Annotated in this window: 23 protein-coding genes; 10 read left to right on the top strand and 13 right to left on the bottom strand. The window is 64.7% G+C overall.

Features of this window, described 5'->3' with window-relative positions; genetic code table 11:
* Positions 1-52: 52 nt before the first annotated feature.
* Positions 53-1009, top strand: a complete 957-nt coding sequence (locus RM190_RS15515; RefSeq protein WP_311760373.1) for a nucleoside hydrolase — start codon at positions 53-55, stop codon at positions 1007-1009.
* Here RM190_RS15515 and RM190_RS15510 read toward each other — a convergent pair.
* From RM190_RS15510 to pyrH, 8 genes are all read right to left on the bottom strand, one after another.
* Entirely contained in the window at positions 1006-1746 is a 741-nt protein-coding gene (locus tag RM190_RS15510) for an OmpH family outer membrane protein (RefSeq protein WP_311760372.1), read from the bottom strand. The two genes, RM190_RS15515 and RM190_RS15510, sit on opposite strands and share 4 nt — an antisense overlap.
* Complete coding sequence (gene bamA, locus RM190_RS15505) at positions 1746-4079, bottom strand: outer membrane protein assembly factor BamA (protein ID WP_311760371.1); 2334 nt, start codon at positions 4077-4079, stop codon at positions 1746-1748. The genes RM190_RS15510 and bamA overlap by 1 nt, the downstream gene beginning before the upstream one ends.
* 100 nt (positions 4080-4179) lie before the next feature.
* Positions 4180-5508 carry an RIP metalloprotease RseP gene (gene rseP / locus RM190_RS15500; RefSeq protein WP_311760370.1) on the bottom strand — a complete coding sequence of 443 codons (1329 nt, stop codon included), beginning with the start codon at positions 5506-5508 and terminating at the stop codon, positions 4180-4182.
* Complete coding sequence (gene dxr, locus RM190_RS15495) at positions 5505-6677, bottom strand: 1-deoxy-D-xylulose-5-phosphate reductoisomerase (protein WP_311760369.1); 1173 nt, start codon at positions 6675-6677, stop codon at positions 5505-5507. The genes rseP and dxr overlap by 4 nt, the downstream gene beginning before the upstream one ends.
* A gap of 4 nt (positions 6678-6681) precedes the next feature.
* Entirely contained in the window at positions 6682-7530 is an 849-nt protein-coding gene (locus RM190_RS15490) for a phosphatidate cytidylyltransferase (RefSeq protein WP_311760368.1), read from the bottom strand.
* Positions 7527-8261: a polyprenyl diphosphate synthase gene (uppS, locus tag RM190_RS15485; protein WP_311760367.1), complete on the bottom strand. Its 735-nt coding sequence runs from the start codon at positions 8259-8261 to the stop codon at positions 7527-7529. The genes RM190_RS15490 and uppS overlap by 4 nt, the downstream gene beginning before the upstream one ends.
* A gap of 5 nt (positions 8262-8266) precedes the next feature.
* A complete protein-coding gene (frr, locus tag RM190_RS15480) occupies positions 8267-8830 on the bottom strand; it encodes a ribosome recycling factor (protein WP_311760366.1) in 564 nt (187 codons plus the stop codon).
* A 79-nt stretch (positions 8831-8909) separates the two neighbouring features.
* Positions 8910-9641 carry a UMP kinase gene (pyrH, locus tag RM190_RS15475; protein ID WP_311760365.1) on the bottom strand — a complete coding sequence of 244 codons (732 nt, stop codon included), beginning with the start codon at positions 9639-9641 and terminating at the stop codon, positions 8910-8912.
* Between the two features lie 87 nt (positions 9642-9728).
* Here pyrH and miaA point away from each other — a divergent pair, with 87 nt between their 5' ends.
* A complete protein-coding gene (gene miaA / locus RM190_RS15470; protein ID WP_311760364.1) occupies positions 9729-10628 on the top strand; it encodes a tRNA (adenosine(37)-N6)-dimethylallyltransferase MiaA in 900 nt (299 codons plus the stop codon).
* Positions 10629-10728: 100 nt separating this feature from the next.
* Positions 10729-11775 (top strand): helix-turn-helix domain-containing protein, encoded by a 1047-nt coding sequence (locus RM190_RS15465; RefSeq protein WP_311760363.1) that lies wholly within the window; start codon positions 10729-10731, stop codon positions 11773-11775.
* 3 nt (positions 11776-11778) lie between these two features.
* On the opposite strand, the gene RM190_RS15460 is transcribed toward RM190_RS15465, so the two are convergent.
* Together RM190_RS15460 and RM190_RS15455 are read right to left on the bottom strand one after the other, a co-directional pair.
* The gene (locus tag RM190_RS15460; protein WP_311760362.1) at positions 11779-12558 is read right to left on the bottom strand and encodes an RlmE family RNA methyltransferase; all 780 of its coding nucleotides are present in this window, start codon (positions 12556-12558) and stop codon (positions 11779-11781) included.
* Position 12559: 1 nt separating this feature from the next.
* Positions 12560-13684, bottom strand: coding sequence for a Ppx/GppA phosphatase family protein (locus RM190_RS15455; RefSeq protein WP_311760361.1), 1125 nt, complete (start codon positions 13682-13684; stop codon positions 12560-12562).
* A 118-nt stretch (positions 13685-13802) separates the two neighbouring features.
* On the opposite strand from RM190_RS15455, the gene RM190_RS15450 reads away from it, so the two are divergent.
* Genes RM190_RS15450 through RM190_RS15430 form a run of 5 tightly spaced genes read left to right on the top strand, consistent with a single transcriptional unit; the run spans position 13803 to position 18457 of the window.
* Positions 13803-13967 (top strand): hypothetical protein, encoded by a 165-nt coding sequence (locus RM190_RS15450; protein WP_311760360.1) that lies wholly within the window; start codon positions 13803-13805, stop codon positions 13965-13967.
* The gene (locus RM190_RS15445) at positions 13967-15148 is read left to right on the top strand and encodes a vWA domain-containing protein (RefSeq protein ID WP_311760359.1); all 1182 of its coding nucleotides are present in this window, start codon (positions 13967-13969) and stop codon (positions 15146-15148) included. The genes RM190_RS15450 and RM190_RS15445 overlap by 1 nt, the downstream gene beginning before the upstream one ends.
* Positions 15149-15175: 27 nt before the next feature.
* A complete protein-coding gene (locus tag RM190_RS15440; protein WP_311760358.1) occupies positions 15176-15859 on the top strand; it encodes a M48 family metallopeptidase in 684 nt (227 codons plus the stop codon).
* Between the two features lie 55 nt (positions 15860-15914).
* Positions 15915-17114, top strand: a complete 1200-nt coding sequence (locus tag RM190_RS15435) for a hypothetical protein (RefSeq protein ID WP_311760357.1) — start codon at positions 15915-15917, stop codon at positions 17112-17114.
* Positions 17111-18457, top strand: coding sequence for a cytochrome P450 (locus RM190_RS15430; RefSeq protein WP_311760356.1), 1347 nt, complete (start codon positions 17111-17113; stop codon positions 18455-18457). Before RM190_RS15435 ends, RM190_RS15430 begins: the two co-directional genes overlap by 4 nt.
* Before the next feature lie 15 nt (positions 18458-18472).
* On the opposite strand, the gene RM190_RS15425 is transcribed toward RM190_RS15430, so the two are convergent.
* From RM190_RS15425 to RM190_RS15415, 3 genes are read right to left on the bottom strand one after another with little or no spacing between them, the layout of a single operon-like run.
* Entirely contained in the window at positions 18473-19945 is a 1473-nt protein-coding gene (locus RM190_RS15425; RefSeq protein WP_311760355.1) for a carboxypeptidase M32, read from the bottom strand.
* The gene (gene ctaA / locus RM190_RS15420; RefSeq protein WP_311760354.1) at positions 19942-21087 is read right to left on the bottom strand and encodes a heme A synthase; all 1146 of its coding nucleotides are present in this window, start codon (positions 21085-21087) and stop codon (positions 19942-19944) included. The genes RM190_RS15425 and ctaA overlap by 4 nt, the downstream gene beginning before the upstream one ends.
* A 54-nt stretch (positions 21088-21141) precedes the next feature.
* Positions 21142-21870: an RNA methyltransferase gene (locus RM190_RS15415; protein ID WP_311760353.1), complete on the bottom strand. Its 729-nt coding sequence runs from the start codon at positions 21868-21870 to the stop codon at positions 21142-21144.
* 85 nt (positions 21871-21955) lie between these two features.
* On the opposite strand from RM190_RS15415, the gene RM190_RS15410 reads away from it, so the two are divergent.
* Both RM190_RS15410 and guaA read left to right on the top strand, forming a co-directional pair.
* On the top strand, positions 21956-22567 hold the full coding sequence (locus tag RM190_RS15410; protein WP_311760352.1) for a thiamine phosphate synthase: 612 nt from the start codon (positions 21956-21958) through the stop codon (positions 22565-22567).
* A gap of 168 nt (positions 22568-22735) precedes the next feature.
* A complete protein-coding gene (guaA, locus tag RM190_RS15405; protein ID WP_311760351.1) occupies positions 22736-24295 on the top strand; it encodes a glutamine-hydrolyzing GMP synthase in 1560 nt (519 codons plus the stop codon).
* Positions 24296-24841: the final 546 nt, after the last annotated feature.

The raw sequence follows: 24841 nt of genomic DNA, 5'->3' as shown, positions 1-24841 counted from the left end.
ATCCTTCTGCGAGGCGCGGTCATTCTGCGGCGACAGCCATGCAGGAGAGGCCATGCCCCGCAAGATCATCATCGATACCGATCCCGGTCAGGACGATGCCGTGGCAATCCTGCTGGCGCTGGCCAGCCCCGAGCTTGAAGTGATGGGCCTGACCGCAGTGGCCGGAAACGTGCCCCTGGACCTGACCCAGCGCAATGCTCGCATCATTTGCCAGATTGCCGGACGCGGCGACCTGCCCGTCCATGCCGGTTGCGACCGGCCGCTTGCACGTCACCTGGTCACGGCCGAGCACGTTCACGGCAAGACCGGACTGGACGGCATCCGCCTGTTCGAACCCGATGCACCCCTTGCCCCGGGGCACGCGGTCGACTTCATCATCCAGACCCTGATGCGCGAAGCCCCCGGCACGGTCACGCTGGTCCCGATCGGGCCGCTGACCAACATTGCTTCGGCCTTCCAGAAGGCGCCCGAGGTGATCTCTCGCGTGCAGGAAATCGTGCTGATGGGCGGCGCCTATTTCGAGGTCGGCAACATCACCCCCGCGGCAGAGTTCAACATCTATGTCGATCCCGAAGCGGCCAAGATCGTTTTTTCCAGCGGTGTCCCCCTGACGGTCCTGCCGCTGGACGTGACGCACAAGGCGCTGACCAGCCGCGACTGGATCGAGGCGATGCGCGCCAGCGGCCCCGTCGGGCAGGCCATCGCCGGATGGACGGATTTCTTCGAGCGCTATGACCGCGAAAAATACGGGTCCGAAGGCGCGCCGTTGCACGATCCCTGCGCCATCGCCTTCCTTCTGCGTCCCGAACTTTTCAAAGGCCGCGACGTGAATGTCGAGATCGAGACTCAGGGCGAATTCACCCAAGGCATGACCGTCGCGGATTGGTGGCGTGTTTCGGGACGTGAACCGAACGCCCATTTCATCCGCGACCTCGATCGTCCGGGCTTTTTCGCCCTGCTGACCGAACGGATCACCGCGCTGGATCGCCGCCTTGCCGGAACCCGCTAGGGCGCGGGCTTCTCGGGCGCTGCGGGTTTTCCGGGGGCGGCCTCGGTTTTCGGTGCAGGGATAGGCTGGACCGGTCCCGCGCCGACCGTCTGGTCAAAACGCTGGATCAGCGCATCGGTGACGTCGGCGGATTCGGCCGAGACAAAGATCGCGCGTTGATCCAGCACCACGGTCGCGCCATGTTCCTGCATCAATTTCGCCAGAACCGGAAGCGCGGCGCGGAAAAAGGCCGCGCGCTCTTCCTCGATCTCATCCTGAAGATCACGCATGATCCCGTCGCGCTGGCGCCGCACCTCGACAACGCGCTTGTCGAATTCATCGGCGCGCTGGCGGAATTCATCGTCGCTGAGCGTGCTGCGCAACTGCGTCAGTTGTTGTTCTTCGGCCGAGAACTGGTCCGCCAGGCGGTCATTTTCGGCCTTGATGTCGCGGCTGCGGCGTTCGACATCCGCCTGGACGCGCGCACCCCATCGCGACTTGGAAAAGACCTCATCAGGGTCGATGGTCATGATTGGGGCGCCAACCGGCTGTCCGGCCTTGGGCTTGGGCGTCTGGACGACCAAGGCCGGGCCTGTGCCGTTCCCGGGACCATTACCGGTGCCGGTGCCTGACGGTTCGGTCAGCGGCGGCTGCGCAAGCTCGGGGGCGATGACGCTGGGCTGCTGCGCCTCCTGGGCAAGCGCCGTCCCCCCCGCCAGGGCGAAAAGGACGATAGCGATGCCCCAAGGTTTCAGCATCAGAACTTGGTCGAGATGGTCAGGTCGAAGTTCTGCTCCAGGTCGTAATCCTCTTTGACGACCGCCTTCGAGAAGTTGAAGCGCAGTGGACCGATCGGCGTGGTCCAGAACACCGATGCACCGACCGAGGCGCGGACGTGCATGCCGTCATCAACCTCGCCCTGGTAGCCGTTGGTATTGTCCAGACCCCAGACCGAGCCCGCATCGGCAAACAGGCCGCCGCCGATTCCGTATTCCTCGGGAAGGCCCAGCGGGAACTGGACCTCGGTCCGCAGCGCCCAGAAATAGTTGCCGCCAAGCGCGTCTTCGTTCGGCGCGTTCAGGTCGCGCGGACCGATGCCGTTCGGCTCAAAGCCGCGGATCTTGCCGTTGCCGGTATAGCGGTCCAGGAAGCGGCTGTTGTCGTTGTTCAGCATGTGAACCGCGCCCGCCTCGAACTCGCCAAGGAAGGTGACGCTTTCGCGCCAGGCATTGCTTTCCGCTCCGGCGTAAAGCCCCGTGGTGATCGACTCGACGTCGCCGCCTACCCCCGCGAAGTCCTGCGTCAGCTTCAGGCGATAGCGGGTCAGCGGGTCAAGCCCGGCGATACGGCTGTCATAGCTGTAGGTATAGCCAAGGGCCGAGGTGAAGAACCCACCCTGTTCTTCGTAAAGGATCGGCGACGAGCCATCGAGCTCACCCGTGTCCGGGTCGACCGCGACCGGGTCCACGTCGAACAGCGTATCCTTGCTGAGCTTGTAGCGCAGTTCCAGTCGTCCGTTCTCGGACACCGGGAACTCCAGCCCCGTCAGGAACCCGACCGAGCGCGTGTTGTAATCGGCGTTGTAGCGGTCAGTGGTGTTGTACCACAGCTGCGCCCGCGCCCGCAGGTTGCGGCCCAGGAAATAGGGCTCGATGAAGGTAATGCCCGAAGACTGGTTGTCAGCGCCCGCGGCCACCGAGACGTCAAGCTCTTGTCCGCGCCCCAGGAAGTTCTTCTCGGACAGCGACAGGTTGAAACCCACGCCGCTGGACACGCCATAGCTCATCCCGAAGCTCAGGCTGCCCGTGGGTTGCTCTTCCACGTTCACGTCCACGATGACCTGATCCGCGGCCGAACCGGGACGGCTTTCCGCCTTGACGTCGGCGAAATAACCCAGGGCGCGAAGACGCTCGGCCGAGTTCCGGATCTCGCGCTGGTTGAAGGGGTCGCCTTCGACAGTGCCGAACTGGCGGCGGATCACCTCGTCCAGGGTCGCAGTGTTGCCTTCGATGTCGATCCGCTCGACGAAGATGCGTTGCCCGCGGGTCAGTGCGAAAGTCAGATCCAGTTTCTGGGTCCGCAGGTTGCGGGTGATGCGCGGCTCGATGGTGACGAAGTTCAGGCCCTTGCGGATCGCCAGCGCTTCCATCCGGCGGATGGTCGTGTCGATCGAGGTCGGGTTATAGACCTCGCCCGTGCGGACCCGGTTCTGGGCTGCAAATTCGGCCGCATCGACACCGGGCACTTCGCTGACGGTGGTCACGTTGCCAAAGGTATAGCGCGGACCTTCCTGGATCTGGAAGGTGATGTAGAACGCATCGCGATCCCGCGCGACTTCCGGTGCGACGGCCTGGACCTTGAAGTCTGCATAGCCGCGCGAACGATAGAAGTCGGTCAGCAATTGTTCATCGACCGGCAACCGTTCCGGCGCGAAGGTGTCGCGCTTGATGAAGGTGCGCAGGATGCCGGCTTGCTTGGTTTGCAGGACGTTGCGCAGGCGCTGGTCGGAAAACGCGCGGTTGCCGACAAAGCCAATGCGCTCGATCTCGGTCACGTCGCCTTCGCGAACCTCGAAGACCAGGTCGACGCGGTTTCCGTCACGGCGGATGATCTTGGGGTCGACGCGCGCAGCAAGGCGACCCTGCGCGGCATAGACCTGGCTGATCGCCGCCGCATCGGCTTCGGCCTGGGCGGGAGAGTAGACACGGCGAGACTTGGACTTGATGATCTCGTTCAGGTTCTCGTCCTTGAGACGCTTGTTCCCCTCGAACGCGATGGTGTTGATGGTCGGATATTCGGCTACGCTGACGATCAGCGTGCCGCCCGATGGGGTCAGCTCCACCTTTTCGAACAGTCCCGAATTCTGCAGACGTTGCAGCGCGGCGTTCAGTTCGCCCCCGGACACGTCGCGTCCGCGCGGCAGGTCCAGGAAGGACAGGATCGTCTGCGGTTCGATCCTTTGGTTGCCTTCGATGCGCACATTGCTGAACACATAGGCCGATGCTGTCCCCGGAACCATAGTGACCGGCACGGCCACAGCCAGCGCCGAGATCAGCGCCAGTGCGCCCTTGCCGAGTTTCCTGTCCGTCATTCTGCCCTCGCGCGTCTTGTATCGCCGGCGGGTTTTTCCCGCCCGAATTGCCCAGATGGATACAGCGAAGCGGACCGGACTGTCAAAAGGCAAGGGTCTGTCAGGGGCAGAAAAGATCGTTGGTGAGTCCCAGGATCATCAGTGCAAGCACCGCGGCCATGCCAAGCGCGGACAGGATATCCAGCGCACGGTCCGACGGACGGCGTCCCGCGACCGCTTCATAGGCATAGAACATCAGGTGCCCGCCATCCAGAACCGGAACCGGCAGAAGGTTCAGAAAACCGATGGCGGCGGACAGGACAGCGATCCACCACAGGAAGTCGCTGCCCCCTGCCGAAGCCGCCTGCCCCGTGCTTTCGGCGATCGAGATCGCTCCGCCCAGATTGCAGCTTCCGATCTGCCCGGTGACCATCGCCCACAGCCCGGACACGGACGAGGCGATGATGTCCCAGGTCCGGTCCGCGCCGGTGCCAAGCGCCTCGATGGCGCCCATGGGGCGTGTGGCCGGGTCAAAATATGTGCCCCCACCGGTCACGCCGATCATCCAGCGCTTCTCATAGCCCTCGCCAGTCGGCAGGTCCTGTTCGCGCGGTGCAAGCGTGTAGTCGGCTTCACCCTCGCCCTCGCGCCAGACGCGCAGCAACAGCGGGCGGCCCTTGGCGGCCTCGACCCGGCTGCGAAGCTCATCGAAACGGGTGACGGGCTCGCCGTCTATGGCAAGGATCACGTCACCGGCCCGCAGCCCGGCGGATGCGGCGGGACTGCGCGGCGCGATCCCCGTCAACAGCGCCGGGGACGGATGCGGACCGGGCACGGTGATATTTTGCCCCGCACGTTCGACTGTCCAGTCATGGCTGGGCCGTGCGGGCAGATCCGAGGCCGCCTTGGCCAGATCCTGCCAGGTCGCGATCGGCGTCCCGTCGATCGCGGCGATCCGGTCGCCCGGTTCAAGCCCGATCTGGACGCCGGGAGGGGTCGAATGCAGCCGCCCCACCTCGGGCGTCGCGACGGGCATCCCCTGCCACAGGGCGACCCCGGCAAACACCAGGATCGACAGGATGAAGTTGAAGACCGGCCCCGCCAGAACAGTGGAAAAGCGCGCCCAAAGCGGCGCGCCCGGCAAGCTTTGCCGCACCAGCGTGGGATCGACGGTGTCACCCGATCCAGCGCTTGCCGCGTTGCTGTCGCCAAGGAACCGGACATAGCCGCCAAGCGGGATGGCCGCGATCTGCCACAGCGTCCCGCGACGGTCCCGCCAGGACACAAGGCGCGGTCCGAAGCCCAGCGAAAAGACCTCGGCCCGGATGCCCGACCAGCGCCCGACGATGTAGTGGCCGTATTCATGGACCGTGACGATGATCGACAGTGCCAGAATAAAGGCACCGACCGTCCAGGCCAGCCCGCCGATTTCCGCGATAACTCCCGTCATGCGGCACCTGCGGTGCACGCGGCAAGATGCCTGCCGCGCGCATCCCATGCCAGAACGGTGTCCAGATCGCCGGGACTGTCGCCAAAACCCGACTCTGCCGCACAGGCATCAAGTGCGCGCTCGACCGCACCGGCCATGTCGGTAAAGCGGATGCGCCCCGCGATGAAGTCGTCAAGCGCCTGCTCCTTGGCCGCATTCAGCACGGCACCGGCAGCGCCACCAGCACGGATAACCTCGCGCGCGAGGCGCAAGGCGGGCCAGCGCGTCTCGTCCGGCGTGGCGAAGGTCAGGTTGCCTATGGCGGCAAGATCCAGTTGCGGCACCGGCAGCGGCGCACGCCGCGGCCAGTTCAGAGCATAGCCGATGGCGTGGCGCATGTCGGGGGCGCCCAGATGCGCGATCGAGCCGCCGTCGCGGTGGCTGACCATGGCGTGAATGATGGACTGGGGATGGACAAGAACCTTGATCCGGCCCTCGTCGATCCCGAAAAACTCATGCGCTTCGATGACTTCCAGCGCCTTGTTGAACATCGAGGCACTGTCGATGGTGATCCGCTGGCCCATCGACCAGTTCGGATGACAGGATGCCTCAGCCACCGTCGCCCGAGCCAGCCGTTCAAGCGGCCAGTCGCGGAATGCGCCGCCTGATGCAGTAATCGTGACGCTGTCGACATTTTCGAGAGATTCGCTACCAAGCGCCTGAAACAACGCTGAATGTTCTGAATCCACGGGCAGGATCCGGGCCTTGCTGCGCGCGGCCTCGGCCATCACAAGCCCCCCGGCAGCAACAAGGCTTTCCTTGTTGGCCAGCGCCAGAATGCCGCCCCGCCGCAGCACTTCCAACCCCGGCGGCAGTCCTGCCGCGCCAATTATGGCCGACAGCGTCCAATCCGCCGGACGTGCCGCCGCCTCGGCAATCGCAGCGGGTCCGGCCGCAGCCTCGATCCCGCTGCCAGCCAGTGCCGCGCGCAAGTCATCCAGTTTCTCGGGAAGCGCTGTGACGGCGATCTCGGCCTGCAAGGCGCGCGCCATTTCGGCCAGACGGGCCACATTCGCGGCACCGGTCAGCGCCACCGTGCGATAGGTTTTCGGCCCACCCGCACGGATCAGAAGATCAAATGCGCTTTCGCCGATGGAGCCCGTGGCCCCCAGCACAGAAACGCTGCGCATGTCTTCAGCCTCCGATCGTCGGCAACAGATGGACGAGCATCAGGATCAGCGCCAGAAGCAGTGCCCCCGTCATGGCATCGAAACGATCAAGCGCCCCGCCATGCCCGGGGATCAGTTCCGAACTGTCCTTGACGCCCACGCGCCGCTTGAGCCAGCTTTCGGCAATATCGCCGAATTGGCCCGCAATGGCCAGCATGGGGCCGACCAGCAGAACGCCCCAGCCCCCCTCGCCCGTCAAGAAAATGCCGATCGCCAGGATCAGGGCACCAACCCATCCGGCAAGCGTCCCGCTCCAGGTCTTCTTCGGGCTAAGCGAGGGCCAGAAACGCGGGCCGCCCAGCTTGCGTCCGACGAAATATCCAAGGATATCGGATTGCACGACAGTCGCGACGATCCAGAATACCGTTGGCAGGCCCAGCACCTCGCGCATGGCGACCAGCGCATAGCCGGCGCCCATGATGGCGATGGTGAAGATGACATAGCCGACCCTTTCCCGCGAATGCGTCCCCGGCAGTCCCGCAAGCAGCGGGACCAGCACCAGAAACAGCGGAAGATCGCCGGGCAACACCAGCATGGTCAGCAGCACCAGCCCCGACAAGACGCCGATCAGGACCGGGTGGCGCGGGCTGTGGAATTCAGGGTGACGCCAGCCGGTCAGCCGCGCCAGTTCCCACATCATCAGCCCCACGACGACCGACACGCCCAGCCGGATCCAAAGACCCGAGGAGAGCAGCAGCACTACGCCCAGAACCAGAAGAAGGGCACCCCAGCCGAAGCGCTTGCGAAGATCGTTCCAGCGCCCCGGCTTGAGCTTGTCGCGGAATCGCCTGCGGGGAAGTTGCGGCTCGCTCATGCGCTGCCGAAACGCCTGTTGCGCATTCCGTATCGATCCAGGATCTCGGCCAGATGCGCCGGACTGAAATCGGGCCACAGCGTCTGGGTGAATTCATATTCCGAATAAGCCGCCTGGAAGGGCAGGAAGTTCGAGGTCCGCGTCTCGCCCGAGGTGCGGATCACCAGGTCGGGATCGGGATGACCCGCCGTATCCAGGCAATTCGCGAAATCGGCCTCGGTCGGTTCGACGATCTCGCCACGCGCGATCCGTTCGGCCATACGGCGCGAGGCGCGTGCTATCTCGTCCCTGCCGCCATAGTTGATGGCGACGGTCAGGTTCAGGCGGGTGTTCATCATCGTCCGCGTCTCGATGCTGTCCATCAGGCGCTGCAGGCGGCCGTCAAGCCGCTCGCGCCCGCCGATGAAACGCATGCGCACGCCTTCGGCGGACATGCCGTCGGCCTCGCGTTCGATATAGCGGGCGAAGATCGCCATCAGGCCCAGGACTTCCTCGGTCGTACGCTTCCAGTTCTCGGTCGAGAAGGCGTAAAGCGTCAGCCAGTTCACCCCCATGTCGGGACAGGCACGGACGATCTCCTTGACGCGTTCGGCGCCGCGGCGATGGCCGACAAGCCGGGGCCAGCCCTTGTTCACGGCCCAACGACCGTTGCCATCCATGATGATGGCAACGTGGCGGGGCCTGTCTGCCGGGTTACCCGACTGCGGCAAGCTGGCTGCGGGATCGGCCATCTGCGTCAGACCTGCATGATCTCGGCCTGCTTGGCCTCAAGCGCCTGATCCACGTTGGCGATCATCTTGTCGGTCAGTTCCTGGACCGAGGATTCCCAGAATTTCTGGTCATCTTCGGACATCCCCGAGGACTTGGCCTTCTTGATCTGGTCCATGCCGTCGCGGCGCACGTTGCGGATCGCGACGCGGGCATGTTCGGCATATTGCGCCGCGACGCGGGTCAGGTCGCGGCGACGTTCTTCGTTCAGCTCGGGGATCGGCAGCATGATGATGGTGCCGTTCAGCTGCGGGTTGATCCCCAGGCCCGAATCGCGGATCGCCTTCTCGGCCTTGGCGACCAGCGCCTTGTCCCAGACGTTGATGGTGACCATGCGCGGCTCGGGCACGTTGACGGTACCGATCTGGTTGATCGGCGTGGGCGAACCATAGGCGTCCACCATGATGGGTTCGACCATGCTGGCCGAGGCGCGGCCCGTGCGCAGCGAAGCGAATTCGTGGCGCAGCGAATCCATCGCCCCCTTCATGCGGCGTTCCAGGTCGTCGGTGTCGATCTCAATCTCGTCGGACATGCTCGATCATGGCCTCTGTGCTGTGGTTTTCAGCGCTTTTAGCCGAGCGGAGCCGCCAAGGCAAAGCCTATGCCGCATTTTAACCGTGGACGCGCGTATAAGTGCCTTCGCCCGCCAGGATGCCGCGGAAACCCCCCGGTTCGTCCAGAGAGAATACAATGATCGGCAGGTCGTTGTCGCGTGCCAACGCAATCGCCGATGCATCCATGACGCCCAGGTGCTTTTGCAGCACTTCGTCATAGGTCACGTTCTCATAACGCTTCGCATCGGCGTGCTTCTTGGGGTCCTTGTCATAGACGCCATCGACCTTGGTGCCCTTGAAGATCGCCTCGCAGTTCATCTCGTTGGCGCGCAGCGTCGCGGCGGTATCGGTCGTGAAATAGGGGTTGCCGGTGCCGGCGGCAAAAATGATGACCCGCTTCTTTTCAAGGTGGCGGACGGCGCGGCGGCGGATATAGGGCTCGGCCACCTCGTCCATGCGGATCGCCGAGATGACGCGGGTATGGATATTCTCGCCCTCAAGCGCGGCCTGCATCGCCAGCGCGTTCATCACCGTGGCCAGCATTCCCATATAATCGGCCGTCGCGCGTTCCATGCCCTGCGCGCTGCCCTGAAGGCCGCGGAAGATGTTGCCGCCGCCGATCACCATACAGATCTCGACGCCCATGTCATGGACCGCCTTCACCTCGTGGGCGATGCGCGCGACGGTCGGCGGGTGCAGGCCATAGCCCTGGTCGCCCATCAGGGCCTCACCCGAGATCTTCAGCAGAACGCGTGAATACTTGCCGCCATGCGGAATGGTTGCGGGCATCGGGAGGGGACCTTTCACAGGGAGTTTCATTGTCGCGCAAAATGTCGCAAACAGGCCGCGTGTTCAACCGCCACAGCGTGAGGCAAGGTGACGCTTCTGCACAATCTGTCAAAAACCATTCCGCCAGACCGCCATGTGCTGATCGCGGGACCGACCGCCAGCGGCAAATCTGCCCTGGCGCTTTCTCTGGCGCGGGGACAGGGCGGGATCATCGTCAATGCCGACGCGCTGCAGGTCTGGTCCTGCTGGCGCGTCATCTCGGCCCGCCCGAGCGTCGAGGAAGAGGCACTGGCGCCGCATCGCCTTTATGGGCACATGGAGCCCGGTGCGCCCTTTTCGGTCGGGATCTGGCTTGACCAGGTTGCCGGACTTCTTGCGCAGGGCGAAAGGCTGATCGTCGTGGGCGGCACCGGGATGTATCTGCATGCCCTTGCGAACGGGCTTGCAGTGATCCCGCCCATTCCCGATCAGGTCCGGCAGGCGGGGAACACATTGATGGCGCGCCCGGACGGACTGGCTCAGGCAGTCGCGGCGCTGGACGCCGAGACGCGCGACCGGATTGATCTGCGCAATCCCGCGCGCGTGCAAAGGGCGTGGGAGGTGCTGACCGCCACCGGACAGGGCATCACCTGCTGGCAGGCCCGGACCGGTCCGCCCCTGATCGCCCCCGAACGATCCGAGCGGCTCGTCCTGACCAGTGACCGCGACTGGCTGGCGGATCGTATCGCGCGCCGTTTCCATTTGATGATGGAACAGGGCGCGCTGGACGAGGTCCGCGCCATGCTGCCCGGCTGGGATCCCGCCGCGCTTTGGGCCAAGGCCATCGGAGCGCCGGAACTGGTCGATTATCTGCAAGGCGGGTGCAGCCTTGAAGACGCTGTCCAGCGCGCGATCATCGCCAGCCGACAATATGCGAAATCGCAGCGCATCTTCTTCCGAAACAGGATGCGGGATTGGCGCCAAGTCCCTGTGGATTCTGACGCTTGACGGCAACAGATTAACAATTCGTCAACCTATGGGAGACTAATTTCGTCCTCGCGCGTTAGGCTTGAAGCATCGAATCGTGATGGCGAACATGAATCAGAACTTGCGGCATAAAGATCTGATCCATCCCGCCTCTTCCCTGTCGGGGACAGAGGCGCGGCTTCACGCCGCGGCAATCAATGCGGGGATGATCCTGGAACCCTCGGTGACCGACCCAAGGCAGATTCGACATGTGATCCCCGCGGAAGGCAAGGTCACGCGCCCCGCTGCCCTGCCCGCCTCAACCATGCCACGACCCGCGCCGGGCCAAGGGCTGCGCCTGCTGCCGCTTTCCGGCTTTTTCTGGGGTGGCGCCATGCGCAGCCGTTTCGGACCCGGGCTGAAGGGGCCGGGGCCGCGCGTGCGCGGCGACCATGTGATCCTGTGGGTCCGGCAGGGATCTGTGGCCATCGAGTTTCCGCGCCGTCAGCAGTCGGTCAAGGACGGTCGCCTTGCCTTCATTCCCGTTGGTACCGCCTTTGCGCTGCGTCCCCCATCCGAAGTGGCGGGCTGGGCGCTTCTGATCCCCGCCGGCCAGGCCCGTGACCTGCCCGTGCCGCTGCCACAGGATTTCCGCACCGGACAGCCCGACGGGGCCGACATGGCGCTGCTGGAACCGGCCTTTCGCGCCCTTGGGCAGGGCCACCCGCAGGACAGTGTCGAGCGTGGCGCTACGTCCTGCCAGATCGGGCTGCTTGCGACGGCGCTGTCGCGGTTATGCGAACATAATCCCGACTTTCCTGCCCTTCGCGATCCGCAATTGCTGGACGCCCGCCCCCTGACCGAGCAATTCCTGGCCCATGCCGCGGAAAGCCTGCGTGACAATCGCACCGTCGCGGAATTGGCGCGGGAACTGGGGTGCACCCTGCCGGAGCTTGAAGCAGCTTGCCAGCAAAGCCGCGGCAGGACAGCCTTGGATCTTCTTTATGTCCTGCGCCTTGACCGGGCCGTTGACATGCTGCGCGAAGGCAGCATGTCCGACCTGCAAATTGCGCGGGAACTTGGCTATAGCGGGCTTGGCCATTTCATGCGGGTCTTCGCGGCGGCGACCGGACGCTCACCCCAGGCCTTTCGCGATTGCCTGCATGCAGAACGTCCCGAAGGGGACTGATCGTCAGCCCTCGTCCTGCGCGTCATCTTCGGCCAAGCGGTCGCCTTCGGCGCCGTCGCGGCCACGGAAGCCTTGCGCCACCACGAATTTTTCCGAGGAATCCGATCGGCTGGCGGGCGGCTTCACATTCGCGACCTTGCGGAAGTTCCGCTTCAGCATGGCCTGCATCTCGGTCTCGGCGCCACCGGCCAGCACCTTGGCGACGAAGGTTCCCCCCGGCTCGAGCACGTCGAAGGCAAGCTGGGCCGCGGCCTCGACCAGCGCAACGATGCGCAGGTGGTCCGTCCCCTTGTGGCCCGAGGAGGAAGCGGCCATGTCCGACATCACCACATCAGCGGTTCCACCCAGCCATTCCTTGACCTGGTCGTCGGCGCCATCGGACAGGAAATCCAGCTGATGGATCTCGGCCCCGGCAATCGGATCGACCTCTTGCAGGTCGACACCCAGCACCCGCCCGATCTTCTTTCCCGATTTCTCGCCAAGCGCGTTCACCCGCGCCACGGCGATCTGGCACCAGCCTCCCGGTGCGCAACCAAGATCGACGATCCTGGCCCCCGGCACGAGGAAGTGGAACTTGTCGTCCAACTCCATAATCTTGTAGGCGGCGCGCCCGCGATAACCCTCGCGCTTGGCGCGCGCGACATAGGGGTCGTTCAACTGCCGTTCCAGCCACAGCGTGCTGGACAGCCTGCGTCCCTTGGCCGATTTCACCCGCACCCGCAGATCACGCTGCCCGCGGCCAGAGCTTTTCTTCTCGCCGCCCGGTTTCTTTCCGTCACTCATTTCATGCTACCCCGTTCAATCCTTCGGGGGCCAGCACCCCGTCCTTGACCATTTGCGCATATAGCAGGCCTTCGCGCAGACCGCGATCCGCAACCGACAGGCGCGTCGTCGGCCAGACCCGCATCAGGGTCTGCAGGATCGCCGCACCCGACATGATCAGCGCATGACGCTCGCGCCCGATGCGAGGATCGGCGCGCCGCCCCTCGGGGCCAAGCGTCAGGTAGTCGCGAATCACGCGGTCGATCTGGGCCGAGGTCATGGTCAGACCATCGACCTTGGTGCGGTCATAGCGGCGCAGGCCCAGGTGGCTGGCGGCAACCGTCGTGACCGTGCCCGAGGTGCCAATCACCTGGAATTTCTCATCCGATCGCTGGGTCAGCGAATAGGGGCTGAAATCGGCCAGCATCTCCTCGAAATGCCAGGACATCAGGGCAAAGCGGCCCTCGTCCTCTTCGACATCCTCGAACTGGTCGCGCAGGGTCGCCACGCCCAGCGGCACGCTGATCCAGTCTACCACTCGCGCCCCACCCGGCACCGGATTGCGGAAGCCGTCGGCCAGCCGCATGATTGCGCGCGGCCGCTCGGTCGGTTCGACATCCTCAAGATCGATCCAGACCAGCTCGGTCGATCCGCCACCGATATCGACGACAAGCAGCTGGTCCGTGCGGTGGCTGACCAATGGCGCACAAGAGATCACGGCCAGCCGCGCCTCTTCCTCGGCATCGATGATTTCCACCGGAAGCCCGGTCTCGCGACGGATCATGCGCAGAAAATCGCGGCTGTTGCGGGCACGACGACAAGCCTCGGTTGCGACAAGGCGCATCCGCGTGACCTTATGCGCCTCAAGCTTGCGCCGGCACACTTGCAGGGCATGAACGGTCCTCGCCATCGAAGGGCGGGAAAGCCTGCCGGATGCCTCAAGCCCCTGCCCAAGCTGGACGGGTTTCGAGAAGCTGTCGACCACCTGGAACTGGCTGCCCGCGGGTCGGGCAATCAGCATCCGGCAGCTGTTGGTGCCAAGATCCAGCGCCGCATAGAGCGGCCCGTCCTCGGCCGGGCGGGTGACGAAAGGCTCGACCGTTTTTCTCGGGAACGCGTCCGCACCCGCGGGACGCTTGGGCGCCATCTGCACGCCCTCCGAATACAAGTTGAAATCAAGTTAACCTGCACCCCTTTGCGGTTCAAGGGGCTCTGCCCCGGAAGTCCACTCGACAGACGGACTTCAGAGGGCTATCTGCGATGACATGATCGTTATCGCAGCACTCATCCTTGGCGCGCTTATCGGTTGGTGGCGCGCGTCCCGACTGGGCGGAACCCGACCCGACAAATTCCAGTATGCCGCGGCCCATGCCCTTGGATTCGCTGTCATCGGGATCTTCCTGACCGTGCTGGTCAGCCGGATGACCTGATGTTCCGCCCCTTTCTGGAGAACCTACGCCAGCACGGAGTCCCTGCAAGCCTGCGGGAATATCTGGATCTGCTGGCGGGGCTTCAGGCAGGGCTTTCGGACTGGACGCCCGAAGGATTCTATCACCTGTCCCGCGCCGTCCTGGTCAAGGACGAGGCGCATCTTGACCGTTTCGACCGCGCCTTCGCCCAGACCTTCGCCGGTCTGGACGACATTCCGGTCGAGGCGCTGGTCAGTAACGCCGCGATCCCGCGTGAATGGCTGGAAAAGCTGGCCGAGAAGCTGCTGACCCCCGAAGAGCGCGCCGCAATCCAGGGGCCGGGCAGTTTCGACGAGTTGATGAAGCGATTGCGCGAAAGGTTGGCAGAACAGAAGGGTCGTCACCAAGGCGGCAACAAGTGGATCGGAACGGCTGGCACCTCACCCTTCGGAGCCTATGGCTACAACCCCGAAGGCGTGCGCATCGGACAGGACGAAAGCCGCCACCGGCGTGCGGTCAAGGTCTGGGACAAACGTGAGTTCCGCGATTTTGACGATTCCGTCGAACTCGGCACTCGCAACATCAAGGTCGCGCTGAAGCGCCTGCGCCAATGGGCCCGCCACGGCGCGGCCGAGGAACTGGACCTGCCGGGCACCGTCCGCGCAAGCGCCGAACATGGCTATATCGATGTCCAGACCCGCCCCGAACGCCACAACGCGGTCAAGGTGCTGCTGTTTCTGGATGCCGGCGGCTCGATGGACGACCATTCGCGGATCGTGGATGAACTTTTTTCGGCCGCGCGATCCGAGTTCAAGCATCTGGAACATTTCTATTTCCACAATTGCATCTATGAGGCTCTGTGGAAGGACAACCACCGCCGCTGGACCGAAACGACGCCGACATGGGACCTGCTGAACCGCTTCGGGCGTGACTACAAGGCGATCTTCGTGGGCGACGCGTCGATGTCCCCCTATGAGATCGCGGTCCCCGGCGGTGCAAACGAACATTGGAACGCCGAAGCGGGCGAGACATGGCTCAGGCGTCTGCGCGAGGCTTGGCCCGACAATGTCTGGCTGAATCCCGTGCCCTGCAACCAGTGGCACCATGTGCCTTCGGTCCAGATGGTCGACGGGATTTTCGACGGCAGGATGCGCCCCCTGACGCTGGAAGGCCTGACCGAGGCGATGCGGCTTCTTGGCTGACGCGCGCGGGTACCCCATATTCCTGCCATGCTGAAACTGACTCCAATCCTGCTGATCCTGCTTTACGCCCTCGCGATGTGGTATTTCTCGCTCCTGCGGCTCAAGGCAGAGTTGAACCAACGCTCGACACCACTGAATCATCCCGGGTTGAAGCCGATGCTGCAACGGCTGGGAAAGGCGATGGACCTGCCCCCGATCCGGGCCCATGTCTATGAGATCGCGCCCGTAAACGGGCTGGCCGCGCCGGATGGCCGCATCTTCCTGACCCGCGGCTTCATCGATCGCTTGGACAGCGGCGACGTGACCGAGGCCGAGCTTGCCTCGGTCATCGCCCATGAGTTGGGCCATGTCGCGCACGGACATGCGAGGCGGCGGATGATCGACTTCGCGGGCCAGAACGTGATGCGGATGGTGCTGGCCGGGGTGCTGGGCAGGTTTCTGCCGGGCATCGGCGTCTGGATCGCCGGACTTGCCACCGGAGCGATGGCCGCGCGGCTGTCCCGGCAGGACGAATTCGAAGCGGACGCCTTTGCCAGCGCGCTGATGGTCAAGGCCGGACTGGGCACCGGGCCGCAGAAAAGCCTGTTTCGAAAACTTGATCGGCTCAGCGGAAACCGGAACACGACTCCCGCGTGGCTGATGTCGCATCCGCGCATAGATGCCCGGATTGCCGCCATCGAGGCGCTGGAGGCGCGCTGGGGCGTCAGCTAGGCTTGTCCACCACCGCGATTGGCCTATGCTGCGGCCGCAAAGCAATTGAGCCGCAATGACCCGACCCTTTCGCCGCCGCATCCTTTACCTTCCCGGCTATGATCCCATTCCGCCGCGGCGCTACCGCGAGCTTTACAAGCGCGAGGGCGCGAAGCAGGCGGCCATATCGGGCTACGACCTGGAATTCGGATCGCGCCGCGACCGCACCGGGTTCGGCTGGGGTGTAAACGGCAATTTCAACGGAACTCCGACCGAAACCGAAATCGAGGTTCTGGTCTGGGCCGATATCGTCCAGGGTTCGATGGGCCAGTCGATCCCGGCGACCTATGCCCAACTGTTGCAGACCGCCTGGACCTATATCGGCACCGGCGCACTGTTTCGGCTGATGCGCCTGCGCCGGGGGCCGGTCCTTGCCGCGCTTTACCCGGTCGTCGTCCTGCTGGCGCAACTGTGCGTTGCGCTGCTTGTTGGTGGGCTGATCGGCTGGCTTCTGGGCCGTCTGACCGGGCTTGGCGTCTGGCTGGGTGTTCCTGCCACGCTGGCGATCACTTGGATCGGGCTGCGGCTGTGGCAACGGATCGACGGCAGGATCTTCGCCTATTACCTGATGCATGACTATGCCTTTACCGCACAGCATCTTGGTGCCTATCCGCCCGCGCTTGAAGATCGGCTTTCCACCTTTGCCGACCGCCTCGCGCAGGTGCTGTCCGAGGATTGGGACGAGGTGCTGGTCGTCGGCCACAGTTCGGGCGCTTACCTTGGCGTGTCGGTTCTGGCGGAATTGATCGCGTCGGGGCGCGTCCGCCCGGACGGGCCGAAGCTTGCCTTCCTGTCGCTTGGTCAGGTGGTGCCGATGGCATCCTTCCTGCCCGGCGCCAGTCGTTTGCGCGCGGACTTGCGCGCGCTGTCGGCGCGGGACGAACTGGCCTGGATCGACGTGACCGCACCGGGCGATGCCTGTTCGTTCGGGCTGTGCGACCCGGTCGCGGTATCCGGGGTCGAGCCGCCGGACCGCAAACATCCGCTGATCCTTTCCGCCGCGTTCCGCCAGACCCTGTCGCCAGAGCGGCAGCGGGAATTGCGCGGCAGGTGGTTCCGGCTGCATTTCCAATATCTTTGCGCCTTTGACCGTCCGGGTGAGTACGACTATTTCGCGATCACCGCCGGTCCGCTCACGCTGGCGGATCGCTTCGCCGGGCGCCAGCATTCGCCCGGCCGGATCGCGCGTGCGGTGAACGGCTGGACCACGACATGATCCCGCCGAAACCACCGTCGCGCCGGGGCAAGGGTTCCGTCTGGCGTTTCATCCGCGATTTTCGCGGCGATATCCTGTCCGCGCAGTCGGATCGTCTTTACCGGGCGTGGATGGCCGAATTCCGCGGCCCCTTCATCCACAGCTTCACCTGCAACGATCCGCAACTGGTGGATCTGGTCCTGCGCCGGCGCCCCATGGATTTCCCCAAATCCCCGCGCATGGCGGCGGGGTTGCAGCCGCTGCTTGGCAATTCCAGCTTCATCTCGAACGGCGCGACCTGGTTGCATCAGCGCCGGATCATCGACATCGCCTTTGCCGGGGGCCGCCTGCGCGAGGCCTTTCCGGCGATGTGGGACGCCTCGGAGGCAGCGGTCGCACGTCTGGCGCCGCTGGCCGACGGAACCGAAACGGATATCGAGCCGCAGACCGGCCATGTTGCGGCGGATGTCATCTTCCGTTCGCTGTTCTCGATCCCGATCGAGGATCAGGTCGCCTCGCAGGTTTTCGACGCTTTCCGCGAACACCAGGCCGCGCAACCGATGGTGAACCTCGGCGGGCTGCTGACCTTGCCCCGCTGGGCGCGTCTGCACGGTCGGAACGTGCGTACCAGCGCAAGGCGCATCCGGGGACTTATCCAGTCGCTGATCCGCGAGCGGGCCGAGCGGATCGCTGCGGGCACCGCGCCCGCCGATCTGGCGACCAAGATCATGACCACGCCCGACCCGGTCACCCAGAAACGCTTTACCGACAAGGAGATGGTGGACGAGGTCGCGACCTTCTTCCTTGCCGGGCATGAGACCAGCGCCTCGGCCCTGGCCTGGGCGCTTTACCTGCTCGCCGAGTATCCCGAGTGGCAGGACCGGGTCGCGGACGAGGCCGAGCGCGCCCTGACCCCCGATTTTGCCTGCGTCAAGCAGCTTGAAATCTCACGCGCCGTATTCCGCGAGACGCTGCGGCTTTATCCGCCGGTGGCGATGACGGTCCGCGAATGCCGCCATGCGACCAGCCTGCGCGACCGCAAGGCCCCTGCGGGCGCGCAGGTCGTCCTGTCGCCCTGGCACCTGCATCGCCACCAGCGCCTGTGGGACAATCCCGACGGGTTCGATCCCGGAAGGTGGCAGACCGAGAATGGCAAGATCTGCCAGCGCGACGCCTATATCCCCTTCTCGGCAGGGGCGCGCGCCTGTCCCGGCGCGGGCTTCGCGATGATCGAGGGGCCGTTGATCCTGTCGGCGCTGGTCCGTGCCTATCGGCTGGACCCGCCGGCAGAACCGCCGGTCCCGGTCATGCGCCTGACCCTGCGCGGCAAGAACGGCATCCGCCTGCGCCTGACTCCACGCTAGGCGGATGCGGCACGGTCAAAGCCGATAGATGGCGCCGAACTTCTCTTCCAGATAATCCAGCAGCGGTGCTTCGCTGATCTGCTCGCCGGTCGCGTTCTCGATCAGCGTGCGCGGGGGATAAAGCGCGCCGTGGCGCTGCATGTTCTCGCGCAGCCATTCGACCGCGGGGGCGGCGTCGCCCTGTGCCAGGAAGCGGTCCAGATCGGGCAGCGCCTGCCGCATCGACCGGTTCAGGCAACCGGCATAGACATTGCCAAGCGCATAGGTCGGGAAATAACCGAAAAGCCCCACCGACCAGTGCACGTCCTGCAGCACGCCATTCGCCGGACGGTCCACGGCGACGCCGAAATCCTTCAGGAAGCGCGCATTCCACGCCTCGGTCAGATCCTCGACATCCAGTCGTCCCGCGATCAGGTCACGCTCCAGATCAAACCGCAGCATGATGTGCAGGTTGTACTGGACCTCATCGGCCTCGGTCCGGATGAAGCCCGGCGTGACCCGGTTCACGGTCGCATAGAAGGCATCGGCATCGGGGACGGACAGGCCGTCGAACGCATCCGACATGCGCTGATACAGCCAGCCCGAAAAGGCCCGACCGCGCCCGATCTGGTTTTCATAGATCCGGCTCTGGCTTTCATGAGCACCCATCGAGACGCCCCGACCCAAGGGGGTAAAGGCATAATCGCTGTCGATACCCAGTTCATAGCTGGAATGGCCGACTTCGTGGATCGTCGAGTAAAGACAGTTGAACGGATCGGATTCGACGACGCGGGTCGTGATCCGGCTGTCCTGCCAGCGCCCCGAGCTGAAGGGATGCACCGCAATGTCCATTCGCCCGCGGGTCCAGTCATAGCCGAAAGCGGTGGCACAGGCGCGCGCCAGGCGAAGCTGGGTTTCCTGCGCGAAATGGCCCTGCAACATCGCGGGCTGGTATTCGGCACCCAGCACCTCTTCGCGCAATGCGACCAGGCGGGGGCGCATGGCGTCGAACAGGGCCGCGATCTCGGCCTGGGTCGCGCCGGGTTCGTAATCCTCCAGCAGCGCGTCGTACAGGTCGCCGCCATCGGCCAGCGCCGCCGCCTCTTCGCGCTTCAGCATCAGGATGTCGTTCAGGACGGGCAGGAAATCCTGCGGCGCGTCGTTGGCGCGTGCCTCGGCCCAGACCCCTTGAGCAAGCGAGGTCTGGCGCGCCAGTTCCGTCGCCAATCGCGCCGGAATGCGGGATGCGCGGCGGAAATCGCGGGCGATCAGGTCAAGGATGCGCTGATCCTCGTCATCCTCGGCCCCCGCCTGTTCAAGCCATTCGCCGATCCGGGGGTCGGTGCGACGCTCGTGCAGGACGGCCTCGATCGCGGCCATTTCCTCGGCCCGCTGTTCGGCGGCACCGCGTGGCATCACCGTCTCCTGATCCCAGCCCAGCCTTTCGGCAATCGAGCTCAGGGCCTCGGTCTGGCGCTGGAAGGCGAAGAGGTCGTCGAAGGCGCTCATCTGACGGTTCCACGTATCGAGGTTTCATGAGGATAGCGGGCATGGTGCCGCGCGCGGATGATCATCGTGAACAGCAGCACCGCCCCAAGCTGGTGGGACAGCGCGAGCGGCAGCGGCGAGGCATGCATGACGTTCATGATGCCCAGGAAAACCTGCACCGCCACCGCAGCGATCATCGCCGTGAACGCGCCGCGCGTCACCGGATGCGGAGAGCGGCGCGCGCGCAGCCAGATGACCACGGCAAAGATCGTCAGCAGATAGGCCACCATGCGATGCACGAATTGAACGAGCGCCGGGTTCTCGAAGAAGTTACGCCAGCCCAGGGCAGCATCCCAAAGCTCCGCCGGAATCCACTCGCCCCCCATGGTCGGCCAGCCGGTATAGGTGCGGCCCGCATCGATCCCCGCGACCAGCGCGCCAAGCAGCACCTGTACGAAGGCCAGGTGCATCAGCCCGGTGGACATGCGGAAAAGCCGCGGTTCGCCGGCGCGCCGCGCTCGTATCAGCGCAGATTCCGGCCGCCCAAGGGACAGCACCCACCAGGCGATGACGCCAAGGATCGCGAAGGCCCACCCCAGATGCGTCGCCAGGCGGTATGAGGCCACGCGGACCATGTCTCCCGACAGGCCCGAATGGACCATCCACCAGCCGATCGCGCCCTGCGCGCCGCCAAGTGCCCCCAGAAGCAGCAGGCGCGGGGTCCAGCCGACCGGGATGCGACGGGTGGCAAGGAAAAAGAAGAACCCCACGGCCCAGACCAGCCCGACCAGGCGCCCCAGCAGACGGTGCGACCATTCCCACCAGTAGATCTGCTTGAACCCCGCCAAGTCCATGTCCGGATTGACCTCACGGAACTGGGGGATCTGCTGGTATCTGTCGAACTCGGATTGCCAGGTCGCCGCGTCCAGCGGCGGCAACGCTCCGGTGACGGGTTTCCATTCGGTGATCGACAGGCCCGAGCCCGTCAGCCGCGTCGCGCCGCCAAGCGCGATCATGGATGCAACCATGACGAAAAGCAGCACCAGCCAGATGCGGATCGCGGTCCGCGCGCCGCGCGGGCCGGTCTCGATCATCCCGCCGGTGGGCGGCGTCGTACGCGGCGTTGCCTCGGCAACATCCTGAAAGACGGGGCGTCTTGCCATCTCAGCTTCCTTGTCGGTGGCCCTGACCTTGACCGGCCTCGGCCGGGAAATCAATCAATCGCGGCGGACAAGTTGCCGCAGCATGCCGTGGAAAATGCGGGTGTCGGCCTTGGTCAGCGGCAGGCGCGACCACAGGTTCCGTAATGTAAGCTTCATCGCCGGGGCCTTTTCCGACGGGAAGAAGAACCCGGCGTCATCCAGACGCTCTTCCCAATGGTCCGCCAGCTTCTCGATCTCGATCCGGGTCGCGGGCACTTCGCCATCGGGGCGGCGCCCATGCGGAGCGGGCTGCGCGGGCAGCATGTCGCGCGACCACTCGTAACCGGTCAGAAGCACCGCCTGAGCGAGATTGAGCGAGGGGAAATCGGGATTGACCGGAACGGTGATGATCGCGTTCGCCCGCGCCACGTCGTCATTTTCCAGTCCCGCGCGCTCTGGTCCGAAGATCACGGCGACGCGGCCGCCGGTGGCGGTCCGTTCGCGCGCATCACCCATCGCCTGTGCGGGGGTCATCACAGGCTTGGTCAGTTCCCTGCCCCGCGCCGTGGTCGCATAGGCATAATCGATATCCGCCATGGCCTCGGCCAGGGTCGGATAGACGCGGGCCTGATCCAGTACCTTGCCGGCCGCGCCCGAGGCCATGGCGATGGCCTTGGGGTTCGGCCAGCCGTCACGCGGCGCGACAAGCCGCATGTCGGTCAGCCCGAAATTCAGCATGGCGCGCGCGGCAGCGCCGATATTTTCACCCATCTGCGGGCGCACAAGAATGATCGCTGGTTCCATGCCGGGGCCATATCCTTAGCTTGACCTACTGGCAAGCGGCACGGCTCTGCGCTATCTGCTGAACGAACACGAGGATGACAGCGCCATGACAGAACAGCCGAACTCGCCCCAGCTTTACCTGATGACCCCGGTTGGGGCGACGGCCTCGACAGTGGGACCGCTGCTGGCCGATGTGCTGGACCGCTTCCCGGTGGCCTGCCTGCGCATCCCCGGCGCCGGAACCGAGGATGACCTTGGCCGTCTTGCCGATCTCGCACGCGAGATCGCCCATGCCCGCGATGTCGCAGTCGTCATCGACGACCATATCCAGCTCGCGCTGCGCCACGGGCTTGACGGCGTCCATCTGACCGATGGCGCACGCAGCGTCCGCTATGCCCGGCGCGAACTGGGCGCGGATGCCATCGTCGGCGCCTTTTGCGGGTCGTCGCGTCACGACGGCATGAACGCTGCCGAGGCAGGCGCAGACTATGTCAGCTTCGGCCCCTGCCGCGCCACGGTCCTTGGCCATGGCGAGATCGCCGAGCTGGACCTGTTCCAATGGTGGTCCGAGACGATCGAGGTCCCCGTGGTCGCCGAAGGTTCGCTCACTCCGGCATTGATCGGCCAACTTGCCCCGATCAGCGATTTCATCGCGCTTGGCCCCGAAATCTGGTCCGAGGATGATCCGATCGAGGCGCTGAGCCTGCTCTGGCGCTGACACTGCGGGTCGCACCCTCGCATGGGTATTTGAAAACGGTGAAACCCGGCGCCGCGGTGCCTCTTCCAGGGGCTTTCGGCTTCACTGTTTCACAAATACCCCTGCAACCGTGAAGCCGTGGCAAGGCTGCCTCTTGCGAACGTCCCGGACCCGGCCTAAAGCCTGTCCATGACCCAGCATCAGCGCCTTCTCATCGTCGATTTCGGCTCCCAGGTCACGCAGCTTATCGCGCGTCGCCTGCGCGAGCTGAGCATCTATTGCGAAATCCACCCCTTCAATACGGTCGATGACGCCTTCCTGCAGCGTTTCGCGCCGCAGGCGGTGATCCTGTCAGGCGGCCCCGCCTCGGTGACCGAGGCCGGCTCGCCCCGTGCTCCGCAAGGGCTGTTCGACCTTGGGGTGCCGGTCTTCGGCATCTGCTATGGCCAACAGGTCATGATGGAGCAACTGGGAGGCCGTGTTGAATCCGGCCACCACGCCGAATATGGCCGCGCCTTCATCGCGCCCGCCGAGGGCCACAAGGGCGACGGCATCTTTGCGGGGCTGTTCGACAGCGGGCGCGAGGAAGTCTGGATGAGCCACGGCGACCGCGTGACCGCGCTTGCCCCCGGCTTCGAGGTCATCGGCACCTCGCCCAACGCGCCCTACGCGATGATCGCTGACGAAACGCGCAAGTTCTTCGCCGTCCAGTTCCACCCCGAGGTGCACCACACCCCGAATGGCCGGACCATGTTGGAGAACTTCGTCCGTATGGCGGGCCTGACCGGCGACTGGACCATGGCCAGCTACCGTCAGGAAGCGATCCGCAAGATCCGCGATCAGGTCGGCGACAAGAAGGTGATCTGTGGCCTGTCCGGCGGCGTCGACAGTTCGGTCGCGGCAGTCCTGATCCACGAAGCGATCGGCGACCAACTGACCTGCGTCTTCGTCGATCACGGGCTTCTGCGCCTGAACGAGGCAGATGAGGTCGTCACGATGTTCCGTGACACCTACAACATTCCGCTGATCCATGCCGACGAAAGCGAATTGTTCCTGGGCGCGTTGGAAGGCGTCTCGGACCCCGAGGTCAAGCGCAAGACCATCGGCAAGCTGTTCATCGACGTGTTCCAGAAATACGCGAACGCCATCGAGGGCGCGGAATTCCTGGCCCAAGGAACGCTTTACCCCGACGTGATCGAATCGGTCTCGTTCAGCGGGGGCCCTTCGGTCACGATCAAGTCGCACCACAATGTCGGCGGCCTGCCCGAGAAAATGGGCCTGAAACTGGTCGAACCGCTGCGCGAGTTGTTCAAGGACGAGGTTCGCGCGCTTGGCCGCGAACTGGGCCTGCCCGAGAAATTCATCGGCCGCCATCCCTTCCCCGGACCGGGCCTGGCCATTCGTTGCCCGGGCGAGATCACCCGCGAGAAGCTGGAGATCCTGCGCAAGGCGGATGCGGTCTTCATCGACCAGATCCGCAAGCACGGACTGTATGACGATATCTGGCAGGCTTTCGTCGCGATCCTGCCGGTCCGTACGGTTGGCGTGATGGGCGATGGTCGGACCTATGATTTTGCCTGCGCGCTGCGGGCCGTGACCTCGGTCGACGGGATGACGGCGGATTACTATCCCTTCACCCACGAGTTCCTGGGTGAGACGGCGACGCGGATCATCAACGAGGTCAAGGGCATCAACCGCTGCACCTATGACATCACCTCGAAGCCGCCGGGCACGATCGAGTGGGAATGATCCGGTCACTCTGACTGTATGAACGTCTTGGACGGCTCGGGATCGCGCGATTCCGGGCCGTCTTTCTTTTGGCCGGTTGCTGGACAAGAGCCGGAAATTCCGGCGACCCGATGCGCATCTGCATCGTTCCAACGCAACGCTGACGAACAAGTCGCACGGCGCAGATCATGGAATCAGCCGCCGATTGAGGGTATTCGCGCCATCCTGCGGCGGGCGGGTCACGGGAAGCCTGCAAAACCGTCGATCCCGCCCGCAACTTTTCGGGTCAAGTCGTGGAAACTCTGGACAGATCGCGACTTCGGGCGGAAACTGTCGATATGCCGGTCCTGGTCGCCGCGCCTCTCCTGCAGTTGAATGCCGCACCGCGCGCGCCCCGGATTGCTGCTTTTCCCCGGTCATCGGGGTTCCGTCTTCGCCTGCCCAGCCATGTTTCCCCGATTGAAACCGAGGTGCATCACGATGAGGACCATTCCGCAGCTTCTTGCCCCTGCGCTGTGTCTTGCGGCTTTTCCCGCGTTTTCGGAGGATCTGACCTTCACGCATCCG

This window comes from Paracoccus broussonetiae (genome assembly GCF_031854425.1).
GTDB lineage: Bacteria > Pseudomonadota > Alphaproteobacteria > Rhodobacterales > Rhodobacteraceae > Paracoccus > Paracoccus broussonetiae.
The sequence above is the reverse complement of the archived record's forward strand: the minus strand, read 5'-3'. Positions and strand labels throughout refer to the sequence as shown.